Source organism: Comamonas sp. F1-6 (assembly GCF_039581415.1).
Lineage (GTDB): Bacteria > Pseudomonadota > Gammaproteobacteria > Burkholderiales > Burkholderiaceae_C > Comamonas > Comamonas thiooxydans.
On the sequence record NZ_JBCPWN010000007.1, the window covers coordinates 93,979 to 114,764 of the forward strand.

The following is a 20,786-nucleotide window of genomic DNA, read 5'->3' on the forward strand; positions in this document are numbered from 1 at the left end:
ATGAGTGATGGGCAGCGCATTGGCATTTACCTCGATCTGTTCGGAGCAGGCAAGGCTCAGACAGATCTCAAGGCGGTTGGCTCTGGCCTGAACGCCCTGGGCCCGGCCAGCCAGGCCGGCGCACGCGCAGCCACGCAGCAGCTGGGCACCATGCAGGTTTCTGCCGCCCAGACGGCGGCTGCGTTGCGCCAGGTGCCTGCGCAGTTCACCGACATTGTGGTGTCGTTGCAGGCGGGGCAGCAGCCCTTGACGGTGCTGTTGCAGCAGGGCGGGCAGCTCAAGGATATGTTTGGCGGTGCTGGGCTTGCTGCAAGAGCCTTGGCATCGTATGTCGCAGGTTTGGTCACCCCGCTGACTTTGATTGCTGGCGCGGTTGCAGCGCTTGGCGTGGCGTACTACCAAGGCAGCCAGGAACAAGACAAGTTCAATCAATCCATCATCATGAGCGGCAACCTGGCGGGGGTGACCTCGTCCAAGTTGGCGGAAATGGCTAAGTCGTTGTCTGCCAAGGGCTACAGCCAATCGGGCGCTGCAGATGTCTTGTCTCAGCTGGTGACAACAGGCAAGGTTGGCGAGCAGCAGCTGGAGCGCTTTGCGGCCGTGGCCATGGATCTGGAAAAGCGCGCCGGCATTCCTATTGCCAAGACTGTTGAAAGCATGGCCGCGCTGGGCAAGGAGCCCGTACAGGCTTCGATGCGGCTCAATGAGCAGTATGGATATCTGACCACTGCAACCCTGGCCCAGATCAAAGCGCTGGAAGATGAGGGCCGTAGCTCTGAGGCTGCCGCCAAGGCTCAGCAGGCCTATGCAGATGCCATGGCGGGGCGCACCAAAGAGCTCACCTCCAATCTTGGCTATATCCAGCGAGCCTGGGAAGGCATCAAGAGCGCAGCATCGAGTGCATGGAATGCCATGCTCAATGTCGGCCGTCCTGAGACTGAGGATGATGTGCTTGCACGGCTGCGCAAGCAGCTGGAGACTCGAAAGGCGCAGTCTTCCACGGTTGGCAATGATGCGGCCTGGCAGGCAGGCAATACCAAGCTGGAAGCGCAGATTGCCAATCTTGAAAAGGCCTTGGCGTCAAAGAACGGCAAAGCAACACAAACTGCAGCCAGCCAGGCTATCCAGAATGCAGGCAATTCTGCCTTGAAGGATGCGGATTCTGTCTTCGATAAGGCTCGTACCAATGCGGAAAAAGCTGATGATGCGATACAAAAATTCAGGCTCAGCATCAAGGCGATACGTGCAGCCTTAGATGATCCGCTTACAACATCGAAAGATCGCGCCGAACTTGAGAAACGCCTCGATCCCAAGAGAATTGCGGCCGCTGAAGATGCTCTGCGAAAGCAGTACGCGGACAAGGGCAAGGGGGCTGCTTCTCTGCAGTCTGCAGATCGTCGCCTGGATCTGAGCGAGCTCCAGAATGCAATGCGCCAAGAGCAGGCCATGCTTGGCCAGCAACAGCAGCAATTGGAGCTGGCGCGCAGTGCAGGTTTGATCTCTCTGGAGGATTACTACCGGCAAAAGCGTGGGCTGATTCAGAAGAATGCCGGCCTTGATGAGGTTGGCACGCAGCAGCAGATCGACCGCTTGGAGCAGGAAAAGACCAAGGGTGCCGATGCGCTCAATGTGCAAAAGCAGATTGTGGATCTGCGCGGCAAGCTGGCTGTGCGCCAGATTCAGACACAGAACGAGCTGGCTGCAGTAGATCAGCAGGCCGCACAGGCTGCACGTCAGCATGCTGCATCCATTCAGCAGCTGGGCACGGCCTATGAAGCCTATGTGACCCAGTTGCAGCGCCGCGCTGATCTGGAGGTGGCTGGGCAGAGCATGGGCGACCGTCGTCGTGGTCATGTGCAGGGCCTGAGCAGCATTCGTGAGAACTATCAGGCCCAACTGACCCAGCTCGATGATCAAAAGGGCATGGCTGCCGTCTGGACGCCTGAAAACGAGGATTACTACAAGGCCAAGCGCGCCACTCTCGTGAGGCAGCTGGCTGATGAGGAACGCATCTACGACGAAACCTACGACCGTATTTCCGAGAGTCAAGCCAACTGGATCACGGGAGCGATGCGTGCGACCGAGAACTATCTCGACTCCACGCGCGATGTGGCAGGCCAAACGCAAAACCTCTGGATGACGGCATATCAGGGCGCCGAGGACATGGTGCGCAGCTTTGTCAAAACAGGGAAGGTCGAGGTCAAGGATCTGTTCAGCACCATCGTTTCCGAATACGTCGTGATGAAAGGGCGCTTGATGATGGAAAGCGCGTTGGGTGGTGGCGGTGGTGGGCTGCTGGGTTTCCTGGGCGGCATGGTTGGTTCCAAGAGCAAGGCCACAGGCTCTGCAACCGGCTCGGGTGTCATGTCCGCCCTGCAAGACCTCGGTGTGTTCGCAAAGGGCGATGTCTTCAGTAACAGCCCGAGCCTGAGCCAGTATCGAAATCAGATCCACAGCTCGCCAAAGTTCTTTGCTTTTGCCAAGGGTGGTGCACCTCGTATGGGTGTTTTTGCTGAGGCTGGAGAAGAGGCAATCATGCCGCTGACGCGCGGCCCTGATGGAAACCTTGGCGTGCGTGCCACAGGTGGTGGCGGCCGTTCCGGTGGTCCGTCGGTGAATGTTCAGTTCGAGGTCAATAACTACACGGGGGCGCAAGTTCGCCAGCGCGAAGAGACCAGCTCCTTGCCCGATGGGTCTGTGCTCAAGCGCTTCGTTCTCGATGTGGTGGGTGAGAGCTTTGATTCCGGCAGTGGAGCGCCATACACAAGCGCCAAGCGGCGCTTTGGGCTGGGAGGTTAAGACATGGCAGTACTTCCTTCCTATGTGGTGGTCTTGCTCGATGGGTATTCCGAAGAGTTTGACGCGGGTGTCATCAAGAGCGATATGGAGCGCGGCTTGAGCAAGTACCGAGTTGGTCAGAGCCGGGTCGTGACGACTGTGGCGGTGAACCTCGCTTTCGAGTCGTCAGACGATGCCAATAGCTTTGAGGCGTGGTACTTCAATGACATCAAGCGTATTGGCTGGTTTGACTTTCAGGACCCTCGCACGAATGCGCTGCGCTCCGTTCGCTTCAAGGATGGTGCGCTAGGTCAGCTCCAGCCTATGTCTGGCGGGTTTGGGCTGAGCCGCCGAAGCGCCACATTGGAGTACCTGCGATGAACGACTTCCGCACGCGCAATCAGCGCCTTACCAACGATGTTGGGCATATCGAGTTGCTGGAGATCACAAATCGGAGCTTCTCGGAGTCCATGTGCATCTGCAATGACGTGCAGGACTTTGTGAGCCGTGGCATCAGCTACATCGGCCTGCCCTTTAGCTTCACTCTGCCTGACGACGTTTCCGGCCAGGCGCCGCGCATGCGTCTGAGCATCGATAACGTGGGCCGAGGCGTCAGCGACGAGCTGGAACGCCTGCAGCCAGGTACCACCACGATGGCCAAGCTGATCATCGTGCCGCGCGATAAGTCCGATCTGCATCAGCATGTCTATTGGTTGCCAATTTCCAGCGTGAGCATCAGCGGCGCAGCTGCCCAGGCCTCTTGCAGTGTCGATGAGATCGTGCGGCGTGCCGCATGCCAGCAGATCGTCAACCCTCACACCTTGCCGGGGGTCTTCTGATGCTGGACGCCCTGCAACTAGACCGATTTGTCGGCATCCCCTACTGCCCGCGCCACATGGACTGCGCAGACCTGGCCCTGCTGGTGCAGCGTGAGCTGTTTGGCCGTCAGGTGGTGCTGGCCGGAAAGCGCGCGCGTCCGCTGGGGTCAGTGGACCAGGCGGCTGCCATTGCCAGCTACTGCGATGAGCTGGGTACGGCCGTCGAGCAGCCTCTGGATGGTGATGCCGTCCTGATGCGCGACTTTGATGCCGCGCAGGCGGGGCACATCGGCATTTTCGTGTTTACCAATTACGCACCGCATGTGCTGCACACCTCCCACAAGTTGGGGGCGTCAGTGCTGCACCGGGTGCAGGACTTGCAGGGCTACGGCCTGGTTGTTGAGGGCTATTACCGATGGAAGTGAATCGCGCTGAATCTGCTGCTGTGGCTGCCGTAGGCGGAGTCTCCGCCGATGTGCTGGACATGGCGGGGCGTCTGGTCGTCTCGCCCAATGCGCTGACGTTGGACGGTCAGCGCAACGTGCTGGCAGACCTGCAGCCCGGAGAAAGCCTGGCATCCTTCCTCGAGCGCCATGTGCCGGGAATTCACTCGGGCGCCTGGACCGTCATGATTGGCGGGGCCGTGGTGCCGCAGACCATGTGGGCGCGGACCTTTCCCAAGCATGGGCAGCTGATCGCATGCCGCGCCGTGCTGCGCCGATCCGCACTTCAACTGGTGGCCCTTGCCGCACTGACCTACTTTTCCGGCGGGATCGCGTCCGCCATCTATGGCGCTGCAGGCGGCACTTACGTGGCAGCTGCTGCGGGCACTTGGATCTCTGCCATTCAGGCGGGCGTCTTCATTGCCGGCTCGGTGCTCATCAACAAGGTGCTGGGCCCCAAGATCCCATCGGCACAGTCTCTGGCCCAGAAGCAGGTCTATAGCCTGAGCGATCAACGTAACACCGCGCGGCCATATGAGCCTATTCCCGTCCTCTGGGGCGAGATGCGCGTGACGCCCGACCTTGCCAGCAAGTCCTATGCCTGGTACGAGGGCGATGACCAGTACCTGAGCACTATCTTGCTCGGCGGCATCAACGTCCACAGCGTTGCAGATCTCGCTATCGGAGATACGCCCATAGGCAACTATTCCGATGTGAGCGTCTACTACAACGGCTTTTCCGGCATGACCAGCCAGAACGTGCCGCTGTATAGCAATGTGGACGCCGTGGCCGGGGCGGAGTTCGTCAACGGCGGCGACTGGATCACGCGTACGGGCTCGGCCGGTGCCGGCGTGCTGCAGCTGGACATCGAGGGTCAGTTGTATGACGTAGGCGGCAAAGGCAATATCAATGCCAACTGGGTCGACCTGACGATTCAGGCGCGTTTAGTCGGTGCGCCTGCCTGGGCCACGCTGAGCAGCAGCACGCTGACCAATGCCAGCACCGATGTCCTGCGCCGCACCTTCTCGTTTGATGTGGCGCCCGGCCAGTATGAGGTGCGGGCCAAGCTGGGCGTTCCGCGCTGGAACGATGGCGGCTCTGGCGATGCGTGCAAGTTCACCTGGGTGTCCCTCAAGAGCGTGCAGGCCGACGCAACGGATTACAGCCAGTGGGGCCGCATCGGCATCAAGATCCGCGCATCCGGTCAGCTCAGCGGCAGCCTGGACCAGGTTCGTGCCACCTACCGCGCCAAGCCCATGCCGATCTGGACAGGCACTGGCTGGGCCACGGCCACCACGCGCGCTGATGGACTGTCCAACCCCGGCGCCATCCTTCTGCAGACGCTGCGAGGCGTGTGGGCGACGGACAGCCAAGGTCAGCGCGTCTTGCAGTTTGGGTTTGGCCTATCCGATGAGCAGATCGACATCGAGGGCTTGAAGTCCTTCATGCTGCACTGCGCGGCGCGCGGCTACACCTATGACAAGTGGATCACCCCCAGCATGTCGCTGGGCGCCTTCTGCGACGAGGTTGCTCTGGCCGGTATGGCTGAGTTCGCCTGGACCGACGGCAGCCGTCCCACCGCCGTTTTTGTGACCAACGGCCAGCCCAACAGCGCCGTGGTCAATATGGCCAACATGCTCAAGGGCGGTTTCAGCGTGGATTACGCGCTGAGCAATGCTGCCGATGGCATCGAGTACCAATGGCTGAACCGTGACACCTGGGAGATGACGACCCTGCGTGTGATGGCCCCCGGCGTGACCACCATGCTGAGCCCGGCCCGCGTGACGGGCGAGGGCATCACCAGCGAGGCCCATGCCGCTGTCATGGCCCGCTACCACCTGGCCCAGAGCCTGTACCAGTACAAGACCGTGCACTACACGGCAGACATTGAGCATCTGGACTATCGCCGGCTGTCGGTGCTGTCTGTGTCCCATGATCTGACACAGTGGGGTTTTGGCGGCCGGGTGATGGCTGCCAAGCGCGTCGGCGCCCAGGTGCAACTGACCCTGGATGAGCCGGTACCGCCCCTGGCTTCTGCCCACATCGGCCTGCGCGTGCCTGGCGCGCGTGACTACCGTGTGTGGCCTGTGCAGGCACTGGCGGTCGAGTCGGATGTTGTCACCCTCGTGGGCGAATGGCCTGCAGATCTGGACTTCCCCGGCGAAGGCATCGGCAACCCCGCGCACGACACCCTGTGGTGCTACGACTTCAAGGCCACGCCCGGTTATCGCGTTCGCGTGACTGGCATCGATCCCGAGTCGGATCTCAAGGGCGCGCGCATCACGGCCGTGCCCGAAGGGCCTGAGTTCTGGGACTACGTACTCAACGGCACCTATGTGCCCGCGCCCAACCAGAGCAGCATTCCCCAGCTGGGCCGCCCTGTCGTCAAAAACCTGCGCGTGTCCGAAAAAGTCAACCTGCAGGGCGACACCGAGTGGTATGAGCTGTCCTGTGTCTGGGATGTGGAGGGCGATTGCGACCATGCCCAGGTATGGGCAGGCCGTGACGGGTCCGAGCTGCGCCTAGTGGACGGCAACGCCCAGGGCGCGCGCAGCACTTTCCGCATCGATGGAGCCGGGGAGTGGCTGATTGTCGTGCGCCCGTTCAATGCGAGCGGCCAGACCGGGCAGTCTGCAACGCTGCTCTACATCACGACGATGACGCAGCTGCCCCCGCGCAACCCCGGCACGTTTGTGGTCCAGCAGGTTACCGGTGGTCTGCGCCGCTTCGCCTGGTTGTACGCCAGCGACAAGCCTGCGGCATTCGCAGGAGTGCAGATCCGCTACCTGCCCGGCGATATTTCGCTCAGTGTGGACATGTGGGATGACATGCAGCCCCTGGGCGAGGCAGGCGACATCTACACGGCCCAGTTCGAGACGACCAAGCCGCAGGCCGGCCTATGGACCTTTGGCCTGCGAGCCATCGATACCGCTGGGCAACTGGCCAACGGCATCGTGCGCTTTGCTATCACCCTGGACCAGAGCTTTGACCAGATCCAGCAGCCGGATCTGACGCCACCACCACAGGTGACGGGCCTTGCTGCGGTGGGCATGTTCACCAGCGTGCAGGTCACCTGGGATGTAGCGAGCTACACCCAGGGCCACGGCCATGCCCGCACCATCATCTATGCGGCCGAGGGTGCCGGGGCGCAGTTCTCTGCAGCGCGCCAGGTGGCCGAGGCTTTTGGCGGGCCTGCCTCCTTTGCCAGCGACCCGGCTACCACCTGGAGCATCTGGGCCAAGCACCAGTCCGTTGATGGCGTGCTGTCCGGCCTGCCGACCGGTCCTGTGGTGGTGGAGACTGGCCAGGACCTGCAGAAGGTGCAAGAGGCGCTGGGCGGTCACATTTCTGAATCGTGGTTGGCCAACAGCCTTGGCCAGCGCATCGATCTGCTGGACAAGGACAACGGCCCGCTCGGGCGTAGCCTGGTCACGGCCGCCCAGCAGCAGGATGCTCTCAATCAGTCTGTGCGCGGCAACATCAATCAGATGGCCGAGGGTCTGCTCGAGGCGGCACTGGCCGCAGATAAGGCCTTGGAGCGAATCACCGACGCCGGCGTGTATGTCGATCCGGCCACTGGCCAGGTCAAGATCTACGGCCTGGAGCAGACCAATGAGCATGTGACCACGCTGCAGATTCTGCTCGATGCGGTGCAGGGCCAGATGCTGCTCAAAGCCAGCACGGCTTATGTGGACGGCAAGATCGCTGAGGCTGTGCTGTCGCCTGCGGATCTACTCCTCTATGAAGGGATCGATGCGCGCCTGATCACTGTGACGCAGGAGCTCGACAGCATCAACGGTCGGCTGACGCAAAAGGCTGATGCACTGGAGCTGCAGGGGGCATTGGTACGGCTGACCACGGCCGAGAGCAATCTGGATGCACTTGGCGGTCAGATCGCCCTGCGGGTCACGCGGGCCGAATACCAGGCCGATCAGGATGCCTTGCAGCAGCGCATTGGCAGCGCCGAGCTGACGCTCAGTGCCCTGGATGTGCCGGCGATCACGGCTACGGTGACAGCCACCAGGCGCAATGAGCGCGATGCAGAGAAGACCGCTGAAGCGTTGCTGCGAGACATCCTCTCGGGTGAGCGCAATCGCGAGCAGGCTGCCGATGCATTAGCGTTCGCTCGCAATCAACTCAGCGCCGCAATCACAGACGGTTTGGCTGCAGAAGCCCAGCAGCGCTTGGAACTGGCGGCCGTGGTTGGTGCGCAGGGGGCAGCGCTGACCCAGGAGTCCAAGACTCGTGCGGATGCTGATGCCGCCGAAGCGCAAGCCCGGCAGCAGCTGGCGGCAGAAACACAGCGCGGGCAGCAGAGCCTGTCTGCCGCCATCGATCAGGAGGCAACGACTCGGGCGGATGCTGTCTCGGCAGAAGCGAGCCAACGTCAACAGCTGCAGGCCGTGGTTGAAGGCAATCATGACGCAGCTATGCAGGCGGCTCAGGCGGCCAGTGATGCAGCTGGTGGCAAGGGCAAGGTGATCTTTGGCAGCTCACAGCCGGCCGCAGCCGACAGGCTGGCGCAAAACCTCTGGATCGACACCGCTGGTGGTGCCAACACGCCCAAGCGATGGAGCGGCACGGCTTGGATCGTTGCGACGGACAAGGTGGCCACGGATGCTGCGGCTGCAGCAGCCACGGCTCAATCCACGGCCAATAACGCGGTGGCAGCCATCCAGGCCGAGCAGTCGGTGCGCGCCAATGAGACCGGCCACCTCGGCGCTCTGTATTCCGTGCGCATGCAACTGTCGCAGGGCGATCAGAAGGTGGTTGGCGGCTTTGCCCTCTCGGGCACATCCAATGGCACTGCCGGCCCAACCATCGACTTTGGTGTTATGGCCAATTCGTTCTGGATCGCTGCGCCCAGCGGCTCGCCGGCTGGCGTGTCCAACGTCAAGCCGTTCTCGGTGCAGACCACGGCGCAAACCATCAACGGGGTGGTGGTGCCTGCCGGCGTCTATATGGATGCCGCTTACATCAACAACGTGACGGTGCTCTTCGGGCGCTTTGGCACTTTGCTGGCTGACAAGATCCAGGCCACGGCCATCAGTGCCAGCCAGCTTACCGCCGGCAATGGCGTGATCGGCGGCAGCTTGAAGTCAAGCAACTACGTTGCCGGCTCCAGCGGCTGGATATTGCGCCCAGATGGGATGGCCGAATTCTCGGGCGTCACCGTGCGCGGCACGATCTACAGCACTGCGGGAACGATTGGGGGCATCACCATCAATGGCAATGGCCTGAACGCGGGCGGCTTCTGGGGCTATGTGTGGCCGCCGGCGGGGCAGAGTGGCTTTCACATTGGTCCGAATGGCATCTTGTTGGGCAATGCCAATAACGGCAGATACATCGAGATCCAGAGCAGCGGCAACATCTATGCGCCAGGACTGCGCATCGAGAACGGAAACGCGACCTTCTCCGGCAACCTTTCCGGCGCATCGGGCACCTTCAGTGGCACGCTCACTGCGCAAAAGGTCATCACTACCGGGAACCTGGAGGACAACGCGGCTGCAGTGCCGTTGTTCGCCCAGTCCGCATCCACATACACGGCTTTGTGGGTGCCTGCGTTCGACGGCGCGATGACATGCGTCGTTCATTACGGCGGGTCCTTCAACTTCATCAATTTTCGTGATGAGGCCGTGTATTTGACGCTCTATGTGGATGGCGGAGCCGTTCAAAGCATCGTTATTGGCAGCCTCAACTATCCAGGCAATGGTGCTTTCGCTTTCGCGTTTTCTGGAAACGGGGCCGGCCGCTCCATTGAGCTTCGGCTGAGCGCAGGAAGTCAGACCCCATCAGCCAATGTGTTCTTGCAAGCAACGCTCCACAAGAGGTAACACCAATGCGCTACGCAATGCACCGAGCTGGCGAGACCGCCATTTTTCAGATCCTTGAGTGTCCCGAATCCGTCGTGGCGGAGATTACGCCCCCTGGTGTGGTCTGTGTCCCGGTTGGCATCGACGTGTCGGATGCCACTCACCTCATCGTGGACGGTAACGCCGTACCCATTCCGACAAGCACCAATCCATAAGGAGCAGAAATGGCCTGGTACAGAACTGGCACCGTCGCGGTGACCAACAACAGCAACGTCATCACCGGCACAGGCACCTCATGGGTGGATGGTGCAGCGGTCGGCGAAACCTTCCTGGGGCCGGACGCGCAGGTCTATGAGATCACGTCCATCGTGAGCGGCACCAGCTTGCGCATCAGCCCGAACTACAAAGGCAGCACGGCCACGGTCCAAGCCTACGCAATCATGCCCACCCAAGGCTATTTGCGCGACCTGGCCGCGCAGGCGGCTGCACTGGTCAATAGCTATCAGGCGGTGCGCGATGGCGTTGGCGTCGGTAAGTTTGCTGCTGGCACTGCGGCGGCGCCCAGTCTGCGCGGCGCAGCCGACGAAAACACCGGTCTCAACTTCCCCGGCGCAGACATCCTGCAACTCATTACCAATGGGGCGGTGCGCCTGGCCATCGCTGCAGACGGCACGCCGAGCGGCGTCTTTGTGGACAAGCTGCCTGTGAGTGTCGCTACCCAGACGGCGATCACTACCCTGGCTGCCGCATGCCTTGCGTTGACAGCCTTGGGGTCTGGGTCTGACCAGGTGCCCAGCAATCAGCACCTGGGCTTTCTGGCTTTTCAGGATGTTGTCGGAGCGCTGCAGGTATACCGCAACGCGCGCAGCAGCCAGCCAGGGGAAGTGTGGCATGAGCGTGTCAGCGACACCCAGTTGATTAAGAAATTCCATGGCCTCGATGGCGTGGTGCGCAGCCTTACGGAGAACTATGCATGACAACTATCACAGATTTCCCAGGCATTCGGCCCAGCTTGCTTCTGGACTTCGCAAACTCTGGCCGCGTGGATCCTCGCATCAGTTGTGTGCGGGCCAGCACCGCAACATGCTTTGCGCCTGACGGCAAGTTGCGTACCGTGGCAAATAATGCGCCGCGTATTGACTTTGACCTCGCGAGCGGAGCCTGCCAGGGCCTGCTTGTGGAGGAGACGAGAACCAATTTGCTGACCTATGCCGCAGATATGTCTCAGGGTTGGGTAAAAGGATCGGCGGCGCAGTGGAGCGTTGGCACCGGCTTTAACGGTAGCGGTAACCATGTACGTGTGCTTGGTCTGCGCAATTACTCGATCTCACCCGATGCGGCCTGCATCTACAACACGTCTGTGCCCGTCGTTGCCGGCACGCGTCATGTGTTTTCGATGTATCTAAGACTACTGCCCGACTCACCATCCAATCGCGTAATGCTTCGGGTGCGTCAGTCGGATGGGAGCAATATCTATTCGCCGCCGTTGATTTTGACTGACCGATGGGCGCGTTACAGCTTGGCGTTGACCATTGGCGAAGGAATTACGTTTGTCGCGGCAATTTTTGGAACGCCTGGAGACACTGACGTTGTCAACTGCGAGATTGCATGCGGACAGTTTGAGCAAGGCGAGTTTGCAACCTCGTTCATCCCGACTATCAGCACTGCGGTGACGCGAGCCGCAGACCTTCTGCATATCGATCACACTTTGCCGCCTGTTGGGGCTGTGGTGGCATCAGTGGCAGGCCTGGCATTGGCTAACACTGCCAATGCGTATATCTGGAGCGCGCACAACCCAGCCGATACCAATGCAGACCATGCATATGCCTATTTTTCCGGCTCGAACAATCGCACCAACTGGTGGGTCAACAAGGGAGGTGTCGGTCAGTCTGGCGGCAACATTGCGGGGCGCCCACTCGGCATAGGCATGAGCTTTGACGCGACAGGAAAGGCCGCGGCACTGGCTGCAGGCTCGCTGATTACGAAAGACACGACCCGCCCGCGCGACTTCCCTGCAAATCTTTCCCAGCTGCGCCTAGGACGCAGTATTTCGAACAACGGATTTTTGGGTGGATGCATCTCGCGCTTGGCGGTTTACAGCGGCCGTATCACAGACGCCCAACTCCAAAGGCTCACAGCATGATGTACCTCCAATTTGCCAGCGAGTCGGCCGCTCGCCTCGCCCTAGCACCGTGGATCGTTGAAAACGCATGGCCCTCCTATATAGAGGATGTGGCAGTCGATGTCGTTGGGAGGATTCAGCGGCCCACAGGCTCAGTGATTGAGACCCCTGAGGGTGCCATCCCGGAGATGGCGCTCATTCCAGGGTGGCATGTCAACTTGAGCGCACCCGTACCCCCCTTGGCTGCCTATGAGATCCCGGCGCCTTCAACGCCTGACAGGGTGTTTGCGGGCAGTGGTGATGCATCGCCACCGCGAGTGCCGCCCGAAGTCGCCCGCTGGCAAGCCAAGCTGGCCCTGATGCAGCAGGTGGATGGGCAGGGCGTATCTCTCTGGGATCGCCTGCAGCAGCTGTGTGAGTCGCTCACGGATGCCGAGCAGCAGACCATGCTCGATGCAGCCATGAACGAGGTCCTGAACTGGAAGCGCACCAGCCCCACGGTGCTGTGGGCGGCCGAGCAGCTGGGTCTCAGTGCCCAGCAGGTGGATGAGCTCTTTATCTGCGCGCACGCACTGGAGCTGTAGCCATGGACTGGACACCCTTGATTCACGCGCTGATCGCCATTCTGGCCCAGGCCCTGGTTGGCCTGGTGCTGGGCAACTGGTGGTTGGGTGGCGCGCTGGCCTGCAGCTGGTGGCTGGCGCGCGAGCACACTCAGGCCGAATACCGATGGATTCAGGCGTTTGCTGGCGGGCACCGCACGGGCATGCCCTGGTGGGGTGGGTTTGACCCGCGTGCCTGGAATGCCGGCTCTGTTCTGGATGCCGTGGTGCCGATCCTGGCGTGTATCGCGGCTTGGGTGATTTACGAACAAGAGAGGGGGGGTATGTGACAAGCAATCTCGATCCGGTAGCGGTCTCTGTGACTGTGGTGGGCGTGGTCTTTTCGCCGGCACTCGCGGCCGTGGTGGGGCCTTACGCGGTGATCGTTCTGTCTTCGGCCATTGGGGCGGCCTGGGCGCTGGGCAGGCGTGAGCCGTCGACCCGGTTCAACGCAGTCAACTTCTTCGCGCTCATTTGCGGTACCGCGTTGATGGTGACTGTGAATGTGGCCGACATGATCGGCATGTGGCTGGGCAAGGAAGACACGCGCTGGCTCTTGTCGCCGGTGGCGCTGTTCATTGGTGGTGTCGGCCAGGACTGGATTCGCCTCGGCAAATGGGTCTGGGCCCAATTCCTGTCGTTCAAGCGTGGAGGTGCGCAATGACGTGGCAAACCCATCAACTGCTGGCAGTGGTCAATCTGGGTATCTGCCTGGGCATTGGCTGGGCCTGCATCTGCCGGCTCAACTCTCATATCTGCCGCTCGTACCTGCTGGCGCGTGCGCGCTACACGTTGCTACTGGTCGGTGCTCTGGCATCCGGCTTGCAGCCGCTGCTTTTCAACTCCTGGCCGTCGGTGGCCAGCGTGATCTTCGGCCTTGCTGTTCTAGCAGGTCTTGGCCTCAATGTGGTGCGCTGGTGGGTCAGCTCGCACCCAATGCGAAGGAGTGACGACGAATGACGCTCGGATCCATTATTTCCAATGCCATCGGTCCAGCTATGGCCTTGCTGCCCGCTGCCATGGACACGCCCCAGGCTCGCGTGTACCTGCTCGCGTCGGGCCTGCAGGAAAGCCGTTTCAAGGATCGTTATCAGATTGTGCATGGACGCCCTGGGGCAAAGGGGCCGGCGCGGGGCTTCTGGCAGTTTGAGCAGGGCACACAGTCGAGTCGCGGCGGTGTTTGGGGGGTGTACCTGCACGAGGCAAGTCGCTACTGGCTGAGCATCGTTTGTGCCGCGCGAGGTGTGGCATTCGAGCCGCGCGCTATATGGGAGCAATTGGAGGCAGATGATGTGCTTTCTGCTGCTGTGGCGCGGCTGCTGATGTTTACAGATGCGCAACGCTTGCCGGCTGTTGGAGATGAGGAAGGGGCGTGGCAGCTGTACCTGCGCACATGGCGCCCAGGAGCCTGGGCACGCGGCAGCGCCCAGCAGCGGGCGGACTTACGGGCGAAGTGGGCACGAAACTATGCCCAAGCTCTTGAGGCGATGGCGGGTGTCGCGGCATGATCAGTCGCGCCCAATCCATAACCTTCGGGCTACTGCTGACGCTGGCATTTGCCGCTGGCTGGGTGGCTCAGGGCTGGCGGGCGGATGCTGCAGCCGCCCGCGTTGAATCAACTCAGGCAAGCCAGGGCGAAGCTCAGGCCAAGCAATCACAAGCAGTGACAGAAAAAAAAGCAGAGGCCGTGGTTGAACACGGCACTGCCCAACAGGAAAACACCCATGACTACACGCAAGAACTGGCCCGCCTGGAGGCTGGGCGCACTGCTGATGCTGTTCGCATTGCAGGCCTGCAGCACGACATCCGTAGCGCCGCTACCCGCAACGCCCAGCTTGCCAGTGACGCCGCTGCCTGCCGAGATCTCGCAGATCAGCACCAGCGACTCGCAACCCTTGCTGCAGAGGGCGCAGGTCTGGTTGGAGGCCTTGGCAACCTGGTCAAAAAGCGAGATTCCCAGGTAGGGCTGCTGAACGGGCAGATTGCTGCAGACCGCAGGCTGCTCGAACAGATCCAATAAAGACAAAACGCCCCGATACCAATCACGGTATCGGGGCGTTTTTCTTGTTTGGTGTGGCTGAAATTTTGCGGGAGACCGGAAAGGCCCGCAACGTGTCACCTAACTGATGGTTAAGTGATTGATTTTATTTGTGTGAAAAACACGCTATCAACAGGCTCCAACTCCTGTGCGATTGATGCCGCAAGATATTGATTTGATTGATTAAATGCCTGTGATTAACTCGTTTTTGCGTGTCCGCTTCCGGTGCAGACCATGAGAACGCGAACGGGTTTGGCGGCAGTCATGGCTGATCTTTCACTGTGGCTTGTATCTCGGCCATCCTTGTTTCCAGTGTGCGGATCTGGGTCTTGAGCTGGCGCATGCTGCTTTGCATGGTCACGCCCAGCAGGCGACGCATGCCTTCGAAGAACAGCACCATGAAAAGCACCACGGGCAGCACGCCCCAGCGCAGCCAGGGCGAAGCCTGGTTGATCCAGGCGACGGCGCAGACCACCACGGCCATGGCCACGGCAAGATAGTTCCATTTCCTCGAACTCTGCATCTTGCTTTCGTACTTCTGCGCGGTGGTCTCGAGTTGCTGTTCGGTGACTCTGAGTTTGGCAATGGACGCCTGAATCTCTTCAAGGCTGGAGGGCTTGTCTGACGGCATAGGGCAGATGGTCGTTAGGAGAGGAGGCGGGTGTTCTGCCTGCTTGAATTGATTTTGATAGCTGAAGGCACTTTATGGAAAGCGCTGCAGCGATATTTGATTAGAAGTGGTGTGTGCTGCTCAATGCATCGAACTCTGCGCTCCACTGCTGGCGCAGGCTGCGCTTTTCGCTCTCGTCTATCCAGGCCGCATCGATGCCGTTGAGCATGAAGTCCCTGAGGTCGGCAATCGAAAAACCAAAGTCGCTGACCATCTTGGTCCAGGCCCCTGTGGGGTCCACATGGTGCAGCGTGGGGTCGTCGGTGTTGGGATGCACGCGAAGGCCCAGGCCGGGCATCTGGCGTATCGGGTGGTCCAGCGCCCAGCGCTCGGGTGCCAGCGTGCGCAGGTAGTAGGAATTGGTCGGCACCACGGTGAACACAATGCCCAGATCGGCGCAGCGCCGGGCCAGCTCGGGGTTGTCGATGACGGTGTAGCCGTGGTCGACGCGGTCCACCTTGAGAGTCTCTATGGCCGTTTGCAGATTGTTCCAGGGCAGGCCGAACTCGCTGGCATGGGCCGTGGTCTTGAGGCCGTTCTGGCGCGCCAGCGCATAGGCCTCGACAAACAGCTCGGGCGGGCGCTCGTTTTCACGGTAGTCGATGCCGATGCCGGGCACATCGTCATGGCGGTTGTCCAGCATCCATTGCACCATCTGCACGGCGGCCTCGGCCGGGGCTTCGCGGTCGATGGACGGAACCAGGCGGCCACGTATGCCGCAATCCTTTTGCGCTGCTGTGGCGCCGGCCAGGATGGCTTGCTGGGCGGCGGCATAGCTCATGCCCGAGCATTGCACCGTGCCCGTGGGGTTCCAGAAGAATTCGGCATAGCGCACCTGATGGGCGGCGGCATCCCGCAGATATTCATAGGTAATGCGCTCCAGATCGGCCGGCGTCTGCAGCAGCCACTCGTCGAGTGCGCGCAGCACGCGCAGCACGCCCACGGGCTTTTCGCCGCGTGTGTAGAAAGCCTCGATCTCTTCGGCAGTCAGCGGCGCCTTGGCGCGCTGCACCAGTTCGATGAAGGTGTTTTTTCTGACCGTGCCCAGCAGATGGCAGTGCAACTCCATCTTGGGGATGGCGTGGGCAAAGGCGGTCAGTTCAGGTGTGGGGGCAGTAGGCGCGGCATTCATGCCGCAGATGGTAGTGGCTTGCGATCAGCCTTGCCGTAGGCAGTTTTACGTTAGGGTGCCAGGAACAGCCGCGGCACGGATGCCGCCAGCATGGCGATGCCCGAGCAGGTCAGCAGGCTCAGCACGATCTGGCGAAAGCGGGCATCGCTCACGCCTTTGTAGACGCGGGTGCCGAAGATCACGGGTACCAGCACGGCCGGCAGCACGATGGCGAACGAGGGCCACATGGCGGGCTTGACCAGGCCGGTGGCCAGATAGCTGGCCATGGTGACGGCCAGCACCGAGAGGTTGAAGTTCTGGATCACCGTGCGCTGCACATGGCGCTCAAAGCCGCGCAGCGTGCACCACAGCGTGGGCACGGTGCCGCTGAAGCCGCCCAGCCCGCCCATGGCGCCGCCGATGAGCCCCGCAATCGCATCGCTGCAGCGGGCCAGCAGGCCGCCGCCCAGCGTCAGCCGGGGCAGGTGGGCGCTGAGCAGCATGGTGGGGCACCACAGCACCAGCAGACAGCCCAGGCCGAACTTGAACCAGTCCATATTGAGATGCGGCATCACGGCCACGCCCATGGGAATGCCGGCCAGACCGCCGGCGATAAACGGCAGCAGCGACTTCCAGTGAAATTCGCGCCGCACGGTGAAGGCCGCAATGATCTGCCCCGTCAGCGAGCCGAACACCGAGAGCACGGCGGCCAGCTGCGGCTCCAGCACCCAGGCCCAGAACGACATGGCCACCATGCCGAAGGCAAAGCCCGACAGCCCCTGTACAAAGCCTGCCACCGCAGCCCCCAGGGCCACCACCAAGATCACTTCCACGTTCTGGCCTCCGTCTGAAGGCATCGATTATCGTCCCGCTCCAGCAGGGCATTGCCATGCAGTTTGGGCATGGCGGCAGGCCGCTGCGCTATCGTGCAGACCATGCAAGCATCATCTGTCTGGATTCTGGGGCTGCGCAATCTCTGGCGCGATCTGCGCGCTGGCGAGCTGCGCCTGATCATCGTGGCCGTGCTGCTGGCCGTGGCGGCATTGAGCTCGGTGGGTTTTTTTGCCGACCGCCTGCAGGCCGGCCTGCAGCGTGACGCCCGTCAGTTGCTGGGCGGCGATGTGGTTGTGGTCAGCGACAACCCCGCTCCCGCGGTTTTTGTGCAGCAGGCCAGGCAGCAGGGGCTGCAGACCGTGGCCACGGCCAGCTTTCCGACCATGGCGCGGGCCGCTCAGGAGCAGGGTGGTGCCAGCCGTCTGGTGGCGCTCAAAAGCGTGGAGCCCGGCTATCCTTTGCGCGGCGTGCTGCATCTGAACCAGGGGACGGGCCAGCCGGATCTGGAAGTGCGGGCGATTCCCGAAAGCGGCCATGCCTGGGTCGATGCGCCGCTGCTGGAGGCGCTGGGCCTGAAGCTCGGCGACAGACTGCTGCTGGGCGATGCGAGCTTTCATATCTCGCACATCATCGCCATCGAGCCCGATCGTGGCGCGGGTTTTATGAGCTTTGCCCCGCGTGTGATGATCAATAGCGCCGACCTGCCCGCCACGCGCCTGGTACAGCCGGCCAGCCGCATCACCTATCGACTGGCCGTGGCTGCGCAGGCAGACGCCGGGCGCGGCGCAGAACGGGCTGCGCAGGACTATCTGGGCTGGGCGCAGGAGCTGGCCAAGAGCCTGCATGGCGTGCGTGTGGAATCGCTGGAAAGCGGCCGCCCCGAGATGCGCCAGACCCTGGACAGGGCCGAGAAGTTCCTGAGTCTGGTGGCGCTGCTCTCGGCGCTGCTCTCGGCCGTGGCCGTGGCACTGGCGGCGCGTGCTTTTGCCAACAGCCATCTCGATGCGTCGGCCATGCTGCGCGTGCTCGGCCAGAGTCAGCGGCGTATTGCCCTGGCCTATGTGGTGGAGTTCGTGAGCATTGCCCTGGCCGCCAGCGCGGCCGGCGTGCTGCTGGGCTGGGCCGTGCACCATGTGTTTGTCTGGCTGCTGGCCGGACTGGTCGAGTCCGCCCTGCCTGCGGCGAGCCTGTGGCCCGCATTGTTCGGCATGGGCATGGGGCTGACCCTGTTGCTGGCGTTTGGCCTGCCGCCCGTGTTGCAGCTGGCGCAGGTGCCGCCGCTGCGCGTGATGCGGCGCGATCTGGGGGCGCTCAAGCCAGCGTCGTGGCTGGTGCTGGGTGTGGGCGTGACGGGCTTTGCTGCCTTGTTGATGGTGGCCAGCCGCGACATCAAGCTGGGCCTGATTGCCGTGGGCGGCTTTGCCGCCGCCGTGCTGCTGTTTGCGGGCCTGGCCTGGCTGACCGTCAAGCTGCTGCGCCAGGTGGTCAATGAGGCCACGGCGCCGCGATGGCTGGTAATGGCCACGCGTCAGGTCTCGGCCAAGCCCGTGTATGCCGTGGTGCAGGTCAGCTCGCTGGCCGTGGGGCTGCTGGCCCTGGTGCTGCTGGTGCTGCTGCGCACCGACCTGATTGCCAGCTGGCGCAAGGCCACGCCGGCCAATGCGCCCGATCGCTTTGTGATCAATGTCCAGCCCGATCAGGCGCAGGACTTTCAGGCTGCGCTGAAAAAGGCTGGCGTGCACAGCTATGACTGGTATCCCATGATTCGCGGCCGGCTGATCGCCGTTAACGACAAGGCCGTCAGCCCCGATGACTATGAGGAAGACCGTGCCAAGCGCCTGGTGGACCGGGAGTTCAATATCTCCACTGCCGAAACCATGCCGGATCACAACCAGATCGTGGGCGGCCGCTGGCAGGCGGGCGAGCAGGGCGCGATCAGCATGGAGGAAGGCATTGCCAAGACTCTGGGCCTGAAGCTGGGCGACACGCTACGCTTCGATATCGGCGGCGAGGAAAGCGAAGCCCGCATCACCAGCCTGCGCAAGGTGGACTGGAGTTCCATGCGCGCCAACTTCTTTGTGATCTACCCCGTGCAGCACCTGGAGAACGTGGCCGTGACCTATCTGGCGGCCTATCGTGCGCCCGACATCAAGGGCTTTGACAATGCACTGGTCAATGAATTTCCCAACATCACCAATGTCGACCTGAGCAGCACGCTGGCCCAGGTGCAGCAGGTGATGGACCAGGTCATACGCGCCGTGGAGTTTCTGTTCGGCTTCACGCTGGTGGCGGGGCTGGTGGTGCTGTTTGCTTCCGTCACCGGCACACGTGAGGAAAGAGCGCGCGAATACGCCATCATGCGCGCCGTGGGCGCCAGGTCGGGCCTGCTGCAGCAGGTGCAGAGCGCCGAGCTGGCCGGAGTGGGCCTGATGGCCGGCTTTCTGGCCAGCTGCGTGGCCCTTGCCGTGGGCTGGGCGCTGGCGCGCTGGGTGTTCGATTTCGAGTGGAATGTGCTCTGGTGGGTGCCCCTGGTGGGCGCGCTGGCGGGCGCATTGCTGGCCTGGCTGGCCGGCTGGTGGGCCTTGCGCGAGGTGGTCAGCCGCCCCGTGATGATCACGCTGCGCCAGGCGGCGGAATAAGAATGTTCTAAGGCTAGCCCTTGAACAACCGCTCGCTCGCAAAGTCCACAAAGGCCCTGACCTTGGGCGAGAGCTGGCGGCTGGAGGGCCAGAGTGCCGAGAACTGCCCGCTATGCGTGAGCTGCTCGGCCAGCACCTGCTGGAGCTCGCCACGCGCCAGTGCGTCGCGGGCCAGGAAGTCGGGCATATAGGCCAGGCCCAGGCCTGAGGCGGCCGCGCCCAGCATGGCTTCCATATTGTTGCAGACCAGGGCGATGGGCATGGCCGGCAGCCCGGGCAGCGTCCACTCCTCGAGCTTGCCGCTGTTCAGAAAGCGATAGCGCAGGCTGCTGTGTCCGGCAAGGTCGGGCGGCGTCAGCGGCACGCCGCGCTCGGACAGATAGGCCGGCGAGGCTGCCAGAATGAAGCGAAACGGCCCGAGTCGGCGCGCCACCAGCCGCGAGTCGGCCAGCTCGCCGCTGCGGATGACCACATCGAGACCGGCTTCGACGACATCGACCAGATGGTCGTTGAAATCCAGATCCAGCTCCACCTCGGGGTAGCGGGCCTGAAATTCGGGCAGCACGGGCAGCAGAAAACGGTAGCCGATGGTGGGCAGGCTCACGCGCAGCCGGCCGCGCGGCGCTTCGGCGGCGGCCTGCATGGCGGCGCGTGCATCGTGCAGCTCGTCGAGGATGCGCCGGCAGCGCTCGTGGAACAGGCTGCCTTCCTGTGTGAGGCGAACCTGGCGCGTGGTGCGATGGAACAGGCGCAGGCCTAGCTGCTGCTCCAGGCGCGCCACGTTCTTGCCCACGGCCGAGGCCGAGATGCCGAGTGCGCGACCGGCCTCGGCAAAGCTCAGAAGATCGGCGGCACGTACAAAGGACTCAAGTCCGCTGAAGCTGTCCATGGTGATTGGCAACCTTTGGTTGGGATTGT

Annotated in this window: 18 protein-coding genes; 14 read left to right on the forward strand and 4 right to left on the reverse strand. The window is 62.2% G+C overall.

The genetic code is table 11. The annotated features are described in order from the left end of the window. The 13 genes from AAIL66_RS09670 (at position 1) to AAIL66_RS09730 (ending at position 14,540) form a co-directional block, all read left to right on the forward strand. On the forward strand, positions 1-2,799 hold the full coding sequence (locus AAIL66_RS09670; protein ID WP_343496594.1) for a phage tail tape measure protein: 2,799 nt from the start codon (positions 1-3) through the stop codon (positions 2,797-2,799). A 3-nt stretch (positions 2,800-2,802) separates the two neighbouring features. After that, positions 2,803-3,159 carry a hypothetical protein gene (locus AAIL66_RS09675; RefSeq protein WP_343496595.1) on the forward strand — a complete coding sequence of 119 codons (357 nt, stop codon included), beginning with the start codon at positions 2,803-2,805 and terminating at the stop codon, positions 3,157-3,159. Beyond that, entirely contained in the window at positions 3,156-3,617 is a 462-nt protein-coding gene (locus AAIL66_RS09680; RefSeq protein WP_343496596.1) for a DUF1833 family protein, read from the forward strand. Before AAIL66_RS09675 ends, AAIL66_RS09680 begins: the two co-directional genes overlap by 4 nt. Then, positions 3,617-4,021, forward strand: a complete 405-nt coding sequence (locus tag AAIL66_RS09685; RefSeq protein ID WP_343496597.1) for a hypothetical protein — start codon at positions 3,617-3,619, stop codon at positions 4,019-4,021. Before AAIL66_RS09680 ends, AAIL66_RS09685 begins: the two co-directional genes overlap by 1 nt. Beyond that, positions 4,012-9,873 (forward strand): host specificity factor TipJ family phage tail protein, encoded by a 5,862-nt coding sequence (locus tag AAIL66_RS09690; RefSeq protein ID WP_343496598.1) that lies wholly within the window; start codon positions 4,012-4,014, stop codon positions 9,871-9,873. Before AAIL66_RS09685 ends, AAIL66_RS09690 begins: the two co-directional genes overlap by 10 nt. Positions 9,874-10,076: 203 nt before the next feature. After that, the gene (locus AAIL66_RS09695; protein ID WP_343496599.1) at positions 10,077-10,829 is read left to right on the forward strand and encodes a hypothetical protein; all 753 of its coding nucleotides are present in this window, start codon (positions 10,077-10,079) and stop codon (positions 10,827-10,829) included. After that, positions 10,826-11,995: a hypothetical protein gene (locus tag AAIL66_RS09700; protein ID WP_343496600.1), complete on the forward strand. Its 1,170-nt coding sequence runs from the start codon at positions 10,826-10,828 to the stop codon at positions 11,993-11,995. The genes AAIL66_RS09695 and AAIL66_RS09700 overlap by 4 nt, the downstream gene beginning before the upstream one ends. Positions 11,996-12,192: 197 nt before the next feature. Then, positions 12,193-12,558: a hypothetical protein gene (locus AAIL66_RS09705; protein ID WP_343496601.1), complete on the forward strand. Its 366-nt coding sequence runs from the start codon at positions 12,193-12,195 to the stop codon at positions 12,556-12,558. A gap of 2 nt (positions 12,559-12,560) precedes the next feature. Then, positions 12,561-12,866, forward strand: coding sequence for a hypothetical protein (locus AAIL66_RS09710; RefSeq protein ID WP_343496602.1), 306 nt, complete (start codon positions 12,561-12,563; stop codon positions 12,864-12,866). Further along, complete coding sequence (locus AAIL66_RS09715; RefSeq protein WP_343496603.1) at positions 12,863-13,240, forward strand: hypothetical protein; 378 nt, start codon at positions 12,863-12,865, stop codon at positions 13,238-13,240. The genes AAIL66_RS09710 and AAIL66_RS09715 overlap by 4 nt, the downstream gene beginning before the upstream one ends. After that, positions 13,237-13,536: a hypothetical protein gene (locus tag AAIL66_RS09720; RefSeq protein ID WP_343496604.1), complete on the forward strand. Its 300-nt coding sequence runs from the start codon at positions 13,237-13,239 to the stop codon at positions 13,534-13,536. The genes AAIL66_RS09715 and AAIL66_RS09720 overlap by 4 nt, the downstream gene beginning before the upstream one ends. Continuing rightward, on the forward strand, positions 13,533-14,084 hold the full coding sequence (locus AAIL66_RS09725) for a hypothetical protein (RefSeq protein WP_343496605.1): 552 nt from the start codon (positions 13,533-13,535) through the stop codon (positions 14,082-14,084). The genes AAIL66_RS09720 and AAIL66_RS09725 overlap by 4 nt, the downstream gene beginning before the upstream one ends. Positions 14,085-14,300: 216 nt before the next feature. Further along, positions 14,301-14,540, forward strand: coding sequence for a hypothetical protein (locus AAIL66_RS09730; RefSeq protein WP_343496606.1), 240 nt, complete (start codon positions 14,301-14,303; stop codon positions 14,538-14,540). 336 nt (positions 14,541-14,876) lie between these two features. Here AAIL66_RS09730 and AAIL66_RS09735 read toward each other — a convergent pair whose 3' ends face one another. The 3 genes from AAIL66_RS09735 to AAIL66_RS09745 form a co-directional block, all read right to left on the reverse strand. Beyond that, positions 14,877-15,245 (reverse strand): hypothetical protein, encoded by a 369-nt coding sequence (locus tag AAIL66_RS09735; RefSeq protein ID WP_343496607.1) that lies wholly within the window; start codon positions 15,243-15,245, stop codon positions 14,877-14,879. A 100-nt stretch (positions 15,246-15,345) separates the two neighbouring features. Continuing rightward, a complete protein-coding gene (locus tag AAIL66_RS09740; RefSeq protein ID WP_343496608.1) occupies positions 15,346-16,416 on the reverse strand; it encodes an adenosine deaminase in 1,071 nt (356 codons plus the stop codon). Positions 16,417-16,466: 50 nt separating this feature from the next. Beyond that, positions 16,467-17,252, reverse strand: coding sequence for a sulfite exporter TauE/SafE family protein (locus AAIL66_RS09745; RefSeq protein ID WP_034391635.1), 786 nt, complete (start codon positions 17,250-17,252; stop codon positions 16,467-16,469). Positions 17,253-17,297: 45 nt separating this feature from the next. Here AAIL66_RS09745 and AAIL66_RS09750 point away from each other — a divergent pair, with 45 nt between their 5' ends. Further along, complete coding sequence (locus AAIL66_RS09750; protein ID WP_343496609.1) at positions 17,298-19,868, forward strand: FtsX-like permease family protein; 2,571 nt, start codon at positions 17,298-17,300, stop codon at positions 19,866-19,868. A 13-nt stretch (positions 19,869-19,881) separates the two neighbouring features. On the opposite strand, the gene AAIL66_RS09755 is transcribed toward AAIL66_RS09750, so the two are convergent. After that, on the reverse strand, positions 19,882-20,757 hold the full coding sequence (locus AAIL66_RS09755; RefSeq protein ID WP_343496610.1) for a LysR family transcriptional regulator: 876 nt from the start codon (positions 20,755-20,757) through the stop codon (positions 19,882-19,884). Positions 20,758-20,786: the final 29 nt, after the last annotated feature.